The sequence below is a fragment of the Streptomyces sp. NPDC002690 genome, from assembly GCF_053592415.1.
Map to the genome: position 1 here is coordinate 1 of NZ_JBSFVR010000361.1, position 7,579 is coordinate 7,579.

Annotated in this window: 9 protein-coding genes and 1 pseudogene; 9 read left to right on the forward strand and 1 reads right to left on the reverse strand. The window is 72.0% G+C overall.

Annotated elements, in window-relative coordinates; genetic code table 11:
- Positions 1 to 84, reverse strand: a pseudogene (locus ACWD3D_RS30385) (recombinase-like helix-turn-helix domain-containing protein); the annotation flags it as partial.
- Between the two features lie 34 nt (positions 85 to 118).
- Between ACWD3D_RS30385 and ACWD3D_RS30390 the strand changes: the two are divergent.
- The 9 genes from ACWD3D_RS30390 to ACWD3D_RS30430 all read left to right on the forward strand — a co-directional run.
- Positions 119 to 400: a hypothetical protein gene (locus tag ACWD3D_RS30390; protein ID WP_451463964.1), complete on the forward strand. Its 282-nt coding sequence runs from the start codon at positions 119 to 121 to the stop codon at positions 398 to 400.
- Between the two features lie 122 nt (positions 401 to 522).
- Positions 523 to 1,587, forward strand: a complete 1,065-nt coding sequence (locus ACWD3D_RS30395) for a lipoate--protein ligase family protein (RefSeq protein ID WP_451463965.1) — start codon at positions 523 to 525, stop codon at positions 1,585 to 1,587.
- 120 nt (positions 1,588 to 1,707) lie between these two features.
- Positions 1,708 to 2,109, forward strand: a complete 402-nt coding sequence (locus ACWD3D_RS30400) for a TOBE domain-containing protein (protein WP_451463966.1) — start codon at positions 1,708 to 1,710, stop codon at positions 2,107 to 2,109.
- 308 nt (positions 2,110 to 2,417) lie between these two features.
- Positions 2,418 to 3,254 (forward strand): molybdate ABC transporter substrate-binding protein, encoded by an 837-nt coding sequence (modA, locus tag ACWD3D_RS30405; RefSeq protein ID WP_451463967.1) that lies wholly within the window; start codon positions 2,418 to 2,420, stop codon positions 3,252 to 3,254.
- A 221-nt stretch (positions 3,255 to 3,475) separates the two neighbouring features.
- Positions 3,476 to 4,240, forward strand: coding sequence for a molybdate ABC transporter permease subunit (modB, locus tag ACWD3D_RS30410; protein WP_451463972.1), 765 nt, complete (start codon positions 3,476 to 3,478; stop codon positions 4,238 to 4,240).
- Positions 4,237 to 5,328 carry an ABC transporter ATP-binding protein gene (locus ACWD3D_RS30415; RefSeq protein WP_451463968.1) on the forward strand — a complete coding sequence of 364 codons (1,092 nt, stop codon included), beginning with the start codon at positions 4,237 to 4,239 and terminating at the stop codon, positions 5,326 to 5,328. Before modB ends, ACWD3D_RS30415 begins: the two co-directional genes overlap by 4 nt.
- Positions 5,329 to 5,598: 270 nt before the next feature.
- Entirely contained in the window at positions 5,599 to 6,111 is a 513-nt protein-coding gene (locus ACWD3D_RS30420) for a toxin-antitoxin system HicB family antitoxin (RefSeq protein ID WP_451463969.1), read from the forward strand.
- A 197-nt stretch (positions 6,112 to 6,308) separates the two neighbouring features.
- Positions 6,309 to 7,160: a DUF4097 family beta strand repeat-containing protein gene (locus ACWD3D_RS30425; RefSeq protein WP_451463970.1), complete on the forward strand. Its 852-nt coding sequence runs from the start codon at positions 6,309 to 6,311 to the stop codon at positions 7,158 to 7,160.
- Between the two features lie 82 nt (positions 7,161 to 7,242).
- Positions 7,243 to 7,579, forward strand: a 337-nt coding sequence (locus ACWD3D_RS30430) for an ATP-binding cassette domain-containing protein (RefSeq protein ID WP_451463971.1), incomplete at its 3' end; no start/stop codon positions are given.

Below are 7,579 nucleotides of genomic sequence, written 5' to 3' on the forward strand. Positions count from 1 at the left end.
GCCGCGTATCACGTCGTCGATTTCGTGGCCCTCCTTGGTGAAGACCTCTTCGAGGGTCGCGGCGAGCTTGTACTCGTACGGGGTCGGTTCGTGGGAACCAACCGTCTACGAAGCCCACTTGAGGCGCCTCCGCACAGGTGACGACAGTGCGGCCTTCCAGGCCCTCATGGTCCAGATCCGCCACATCACCACCCGTTCGTACGAGACCAGCCTCTACGACCACCAGCAGACCTTCCGGCTCCTGTGGCACCACTTGGACCAGGCCGGCCATCTGACCCGCGCGCGTCGGGACGCCGAACTCCGCCTCGCATCGGGTTGCGCGGGCGCGGAGGAGACCGCGGAACTCGAGCTCTTCCTCACTCTCCACGCACGGATCAGGTCGGTCGGCTCGCCCCGGTGAGGACCGGCCCACCGGCTCCCTCGTCGACGCCGACACCCTGACGACGGCGCACCGCCACCGCCCCGCCGCACTCCGGGCAATAGACTCGAAGTCCACACCGCGCACCGAAAGGGAGCAAAGCCGTGCATGGTGAGTACAAGGTGCCCGGCGGCAAGTTGGTCGTCGTGGATCTGGACGTCGAAGCGGGCGCCCTGCGCAATGTCCGGGTGGCCGGGGACTTCTTCCTGGAGCCCGACGAGGCCATCACGGCCGTCGACGCCGCCCTGGAGGGGGCGCCCGCGGACACCGACGCCGCCGGCCTGGCCGCCCGCGTGGAGGCGGCGCTGCCCGAGGGCACGGTGATGTACGGGATCACCACGGAGGGCATCGCGGTGGCGGTGCGGCGCGCACTGGCCCACGCCACGGACTGGACCGACTACGACTGGCAGTTCATCCACGAGGGCCCGCAGTCCCCCGAACTCCACATGGCGCTGGACGAGGTGCTGACCGAGGAGGTGGCCGCCGGGCGCCGCGCCCCGACGCTCCGCGTCTGGGAGTGGGGTGCCCCCGCGGTCATCATCGGCAGCTTCCAGTCCCTGCGGAACGAGGTCGATCCCGAGGGCGCGGCCCGCCACGGCGTACGGGTGGTACGCCGGATCTCCGGGGGCGGGGCCATGTTCGTGGAGGCGGGGAACACCATCACGTACTCCCTGTCGGTTCCGGCCTCCCTCGTCTCGGGGCTCTCCTTCGCGGACTCGTACGCCTATCTGGACGACTGGGTCCTCGCGGCGCTCGGCGACATGGGCATCAAGGCGTGGTACCAGCCCCTCAACGACATCGCGACCGAGGTCGGGAAGATCGCGGGCGCCGCACAGAAGCGGGTCACCGGCCCGAAGGGCGGCCCCGGAGCGGTCCTGCACCACGTCACCATGAGCTACGACATCGACGCGGACAAGATGCTCGAAGTCCTGCGCATCGGCAAGGAGAAGATGTCCGACAAGGGCACCAAGTCGGCCAAGAAGAGGGTCGATCCGTTGCGGCGTCAGACCGGGCTGCCCCGGGAGGCGGTCATCGAGCGCATGGTCGACTCCTTCCGCAACCGCTACGGGCTCACCGACGGTCACGTCACGGCCGACGAGCTCGCCCGCGCCGAGGAGCTGGCCGCCACCAAGTACAGCGGCGACGAGTGGACCGCTCGCGTGCCGTAACCTTCCGGAGGCTTTCCTGAAGTCCTCCGACGTCCGGGTGCCGCCCGCAGTCCGCCGGACCTGCGGCGGCGCGCCGTCCGCGCTTGCGTGGGCGAGGAACGGCCACCTACCGTGACGCCCATGCAGTCCTACACGATCGGCCAAGCGGCCCGCCTGCTGGGCGTGAGCCCGGACACCGCACGACGGTGGGCAGACGCCGGCCGGGTGGCCACGCACCGCGACAAGAGTGGGCGCCGGCTCATCGACGGCGGGGATCTGGCGGCCCTCTCGGTCGAGGTCGCCGGTAACGCCGGGAGCGGTGGCGAGGAGGACGTCCCGTACACCTCCGTCCGCAACGCCTTCGCGGGCATCGTCACGGCGGTGAAGCTCGGCGACGTCGCAGCCCAGGTCGAGATCCAGGCCGGACCGCACCGGCTGGTCTCCCTGCTGACACGCGAGGCGGTGGAGGAACTGGGCCTGGAGGTCGGCATGGAGGCCACCGCCCGCGTGAAGTCGACCAACGTGCACATCGACCGCGTCTGAGCGGTTCTCCGCGTCCATGTCCCGGGTGTCCCGGGGGCCGGGTGGCCCTCGGGATTTCGGCGTACCCGTGAACGGACGACCGCGTGGCCGATTCGTAACCGCATATGCCCCACCCGAAGCATCCGCATCACAGCGCTTGCCAGGTAATTTGGGGCTTCCCCCTGGCATCTGCGCCAGTATGATCGGTCCGTGCATCCGCCCGTGCAGGCTGCCGACGTGCCTCTCGCCGTCGGCCGGGCGGTCGCCGTCGGACCAGTGCGGAGGAGTCGTCCGGCTCCTCCCGATGACCAGAGGGAGCAGACCCCGTGATGACCCGTTCCGCGCGCCGGACCCGTAGGACCCTGCAGTGGACGGGTGTGGGAGTCGCCGCGCTGCTGGCGCTGAGCGCCTGTTCCTCCTCCGACGACTCCGCGTCCGACGCCGCCGGCTCCGCCTCGGCTTCCGCGTCCGCCGATGCCACGCCGAAGCTCTCCGGCACGGTGACCGTGTTCGCCGCCGCGTCGCTCAAGGAGAGCTTCACGACGCTGGGCGCCTCGTTCGAGAAGGCCCACCCGGGCACGAAGGTCGCCTTCAACTTCGGCGGCAGCGACAGCCTGGCCGCCGGGATCACCGGAGGCGCCCCCGCCGACGTCTTCGCCGCCGCGAGCGCCAAGACGATGGCGGTCGTCACCGACGCGGACGACGCGGTGGGCACGCCCGCCACGTTCGTGCGCAACCAGTTGGAGATCGCGACGCTGCCCGGTAACCCGGACAAGGTCGCCACCCTCGCGGACCTCACGGACTCCGGCCTCAAGGTCGTGCTCTGCGACAAGACGGTGCCCTGCGGTGCCGCCGCGCAGAAGGCGCTGGACGCCGCCAAGCTCAAGCTCACCCCGGTCAGCTACGAGCAGGACGTCAAGAGCGCCCTCACCAAGGTGGAGCTCAAGGAAGCCGACGCGGCCGTGGTCTACAAGACCGATGTGAAGGCCGCGGGTGACAAGGTGGAGGGTGTGGAGTTCCCCGAGTCCGCCGACGCCATCAACGACTACCCGATCGCCCTGCTGAAGGATGCCCCCAACGCCGAGGCGGCGAAGGCGTTCATCGAGCTGGTGCGGTCCGCCGAGGGCCAGCAGGTGCTGACCGGGGCGGGATTCATCCAGCCGTGAAGCAGCGTGACACGTCCGACGCCGTGACGGGCCCTTCGGTGGGCCGGTCACGGCTTCGCCGTGTCCGAAGCGGTACGGGCCCGGGCGACGGTTTCGAGAAGCGCGGCGGTACGGGCCCGGGCGACGGTTTCGAGAAGCGCGGCGGTACGGGCCGGGGCGACGGTTTCGAGAAGCGCGGCGGTACGGGCCGGGGCGACGGTACGGTCCGGCGCGGGGTTCCGCTGCCGCTACTGCTTCCGGCCCTGGTCGGCCTGGTGTTCCTGCTGCTGCCGATGGTCGCCCTGCTCGTGCGGGCCCCCTGGCGGAACATGCCGGAACTGCTGTCCAGCACGGAGGTCTGGCAGGCGCTCCAGCTGTCCCTGATCTCGGCCACCGCCGCCACCGCGGTGAGCCTGGTCCTGGGCGTGCCGCTCGCGTGGGTGCTGGCGCGCACCGACTTCCCCGGGCGCGGGTTCGTACGGGCCCTGGTGACGCTGCCGTTGGTGCTGCCGCCTGTGGTGGGCGGTGTGGCGCTGCTGTTGGCGCTGGGCCGCAACGGTGTGGTGGGGCAGTGGCTGGACTCCTGGTTCGGCATCACACTGCCGTTCACCACGGCGGGGGTGATCGTGGCGGAGGCGTTCGTGGCCATGCCCTTCCTCGTCATCAGCGTGGAGGGCACGCTGCGGGCCGCCGACCCGCGGTACGAGGAGGCGGCCACCACCTTGGGCGCCTCCCGCTTCACGGCGTTCCGGCGGGTGACCCTGCCGCTGATCGCACCGGGCATCGCGGCGGGTGCCGTACTGGCCTGGGCCCGCGCGCTGGGCGAGTTCGGCGCCACGATCACCTTCGCGGGCAACTTCCCCGGCCGTACGCAGACCATGCCGCTGGCCGTCTACCTCGCGCTGCAGGACGACCCGGAGGCCGCCATCGCGCTGAGCCTGGTGCTGCTGGCTGTGTCGATCGCGGTCCTGGCCGGGCTGCGCGACCGCTGGATGACGGCGTCATGACGGGGACCTCAGCCGCCGCCTCCCCCGCTTCCGCCGGCGCCTCCGCCGCCGAGGGGCTCGACGCCCGGCTCGTGGTGGACCGGGGCGCCTTCCGCCTGGACGTGACACTGGCCGCCAAGCCCGGCGAGGTCGTCGCGCTGCTGGGGCCGAACGGCGCCGGGAAGACCACGGCGCTGCGCGCGCTGGCCGGCCTCGCCCCGCTCTCCGAGGGTCATCTGCGGCTGGACGGGGCCGCGTTGACCGGCCTGCCGCCGGAGTCGCGACCGGTCGGGGTCGTCTTCCAGGACTATCTACTCTTCCCGCACCTCTCGGCCCTGGACAACGTGGCCTTCGGGCCGCGCTGCCGGGGCGTCGCCAAGTCCGAGGCGCGGGCCCAGGCCGCCGCGTGGCTGGAGCGCATGGGACTCACCGACCGGGCCGGGGCGAAGCCGCGCCGGCTCTCCGGCGGTCAGGCCCAACGCGTGGCGCTCGCACGCGCGTTGGCCACCCACCCCCGGCTCCTGCTGCTCGACGAGCCGCTGGCCGCACTCGACGCCCGTACCCGCCTCGACGTCCGCTCCCAGCTCCGGCGCCACCTCGCCGAGTTCGAGGCGGTCGCCGTGCTGGTCACGCACGATCCGCTGGACGCGATGGTCCTCGCCGACCGGCTGGTCGTGATCGAGCACGGCCGGGTCGTCCAGGAGGGTGCGCCGTCGGACATCGCCCGCCGTCCGCGTACCGACTACATCGCCCAGCTCGTCGGCCTCAACCTCTACCGGGGGCAGGCCGGGGGCCACACGGTCCGGCTCGACGCCGGGCCCGCGATCACCACCACCGAGGACCTCGCCGGACCGGTGTTCGTCGCCTTCCCCCCGAACGCGGTCACCCTGCACCGCGACCGTCCCACCGGTTCCAGCGCCCGCAACCTCTGGCGGTGCGAGGTCGAGGGGCTGGAGACGCACGGCGACCAGATCCGCGCGGACCTCGCGGGCGAACTCCCCCTCGCCGCCGACCTCACCACCGTCGCCGCGGCCGAGCTCGACCTGCACCCGGGAGCGACGGTCTGGGCCACGGTCAAGGCCGCGCAGACGCACGCGTACCCGGCCTGAGGCATCACCGGTGGCGGGACGACCGCCGCGACCGCCCTCCGATGACACCACGTGACACCGGCGTGGCACACGCTGGCGCCACCTGGCATCAACCCGGTGCCACATGGCACCATCCCGCACGCCACTCCACCGGGAAACACCCACGGCGCCACACCCGCCACCGGCGACTTCCCCTCATTTCCGCAGTTCAGACCCGTACGACACAAGCCTGACGCCATCCAGGCGCACGCACGCTTGCACATGGCGCCACGATGGTGCCATTATGGCGTCATGGACCTCACCCCGTATGTCGAGACCCTCCGCCGCGAACTCGCGGTGGCCGCCGAAGCCGGCGGCGACGACGCCCGCGAGTTGGCCGAGAGGCTCACCGCTCCCCTGGAGTCGGCGACCCGCCTGACCCTGCTCAACGTGCTCTCCGCCGCCATGGACGAGGTCACCCGCGAGCTCGCTCCCGGCTCGGTCGACGTACGGCTCCGGGGGCTCGACCCCGACTTCGTGGTGACCCGGCCGCCGGCCGACTCCCCGTCGGAACCGGCCGCACCCGTCGAAGCGCTCTCCGCACAGGCGCCCGCAGAGGGCGACGAGGGCGGCACCGCCCGCGTCAACCTGCGCCTGCCGGCCCACCTCAAAGCACGCGCCGAGGAGGCCGCGAGCCGCGAGGGCCTGTCGGTCAACGCGTGGCTCGTACGGGCCGTGTCGGCCGCCGTCGACGGCGGCGGCCGGCCGCGCGCGACGGAGAAGGTCCAGGCGCTCGGACAGAGCTTCACCGGCTGGGTCCGATAGGCCGGCACCCTTCGAAGGCCCCGGCGGATCGACGCAGCACCCCGGCCACGACACGACACCGACCGGACCTCCCGACCGGGACCCCGCCCACGATCCGCCGGACACCGCCCGAGGCGCCCGGCACCACCGCACCACTTCACCCATGACCTCGTCCCACCAGCGGGGACGACCTCAAGACCCAAGAGGACGGGACAGCCATGCCTTCTTTCGACACCCCTGAAGCGATCTCGGTCACCGCCCGCGTGGAGGCCGGCTCCATCCAGTTCACGGCGGGCGACCGCCTCGACACCGTCGTCGCGGTGAGCCCCCGCGACCCGAAGCGGGACATGGACGTGCGGGCGGCCGGCCAGACCGAGGTGACGTACACGAACGGCACACTGACCGTCAGGACGCCGAAGTCCGGCCTGTTCGGCCGCACCGGCATCGTGGACGTGGCGGTCGAACTGCCCTCGGGCTCCCGGATCGACACGACCGGCGCCTGGACCCAGGTGTTCGGCGCGGGGCGCCTCGGCGAGGTCCACGTGAAGACCTCCTCCGGCGACGTCCGCCTGGACACGACCGGACCCCTCCGGCTGACCGCTTCCCACGGCTCGGTCAGCGTGGACCGGATCGAGGGCCAGGCCGAGATCACCACCAGCTCCGGGAGCCTGCGCGTCGGTGTCGTCGACGGCCCGGCCGTCCTGAAGAACTCGCACGGCACCACGACGGTCCGGGCCGCCACCGGCGAGCTGCGAGTGAGCGGCGCCCACGGTGACATCGAGATCCACCGCGCGGATGACTCGGTCACCGCCACCACCGCTTACGGCACCCTGCGCGTGGGCGACGTGGCCCGGGGGACGGTCCAGCTGGAGACGAACTACGGGGCCATCGAGATCGGTGTCCGCGAGGGCTCGGCCGCCTGGCTCGACGCGAGCTCGGGCTCCGGCCAGGTGCGCAACACGCTCACCGCGTCCGAGGCTCCGGCCGACCCCGACAGCGCGGACGCCGTCGTCAAGGTCCGCGCACGCACCCGGCACGGCAACATCGACGTCCGCCGCGCCTCGAACTGACCATGGGGAGGGCCGCCTTCGGCCCTCCCGCCCGCCCGCAGCCTCTTCCTTCGACCGGGGGAACCCCATGCCTTCTCATGTCATGCACACATCCAACCAGAGGGACGGCCGCCCGTCCCCGGCCGCCGTCTCCGCCGTCGGCCTGCGCAAGTCCTACGGCGACAAGACCGTCCTCGACGGCATCGACCTGCGCATCCCGGCCGGTTCCGTGTTCGCGCTGCTCGGTCCGAACGGGGCCGGCAAGACCACCGTCGTCAAGATCCTCTCCACCCTCCTCACCACCGACGCCGGTGAAGCACAGGTGGCGGGCCACGACCTGGCCGCCGCCCCGCAGGCGGTACGGGCCGCGATCGGCGTCACCGGACAGTTCTCCGCCGTCGACGGACTGATCACCGGCGAGGAGAACATGCTCCTCATGG

What these genes read in the sequence shown, in the direction of transcription:
- ACWD3D_RS30415 (WP_451463968.1), top strand. Translation starts at nt 4,237, where the DNA reads ATGACGGGGACCTCAGCCGCCGCCTCCCCCGCTTCCGCCGGCGCCTCC.
- ACWD3D_RS30420 (WP_451463969.1), top strand. Translation starts at nt 5,599, where the DNA reads ATGGACCTCACCCCGTATGTCGAGACCCTCCGCCGCGAACTCGCGGTG.
- ACWD3D_RS30425 (WP_451463970.1), top strand. Translation starts at nt 6,309, where the DNA reads ATGCCTTCTTTCGACACCCCTGAAGCGATCTCGGTCACCGCCCGCGTG.
- ACWD3D_RS30400 (WP_451463966.1), top strand. Translation starts at nt 1,708, where the DNA reads ATGCAGTCCTACACGATCGGCCAAGCGGCCCGCCTGCTGGGCGTGAGC.
- modA (WP_451463967.1), top strand. Translation starts at nt 2,418, where the DNA reads ATGACCCGTTCCGCGCGCCGGACCCGTAGGACCCTGCAGTGGACGGGT.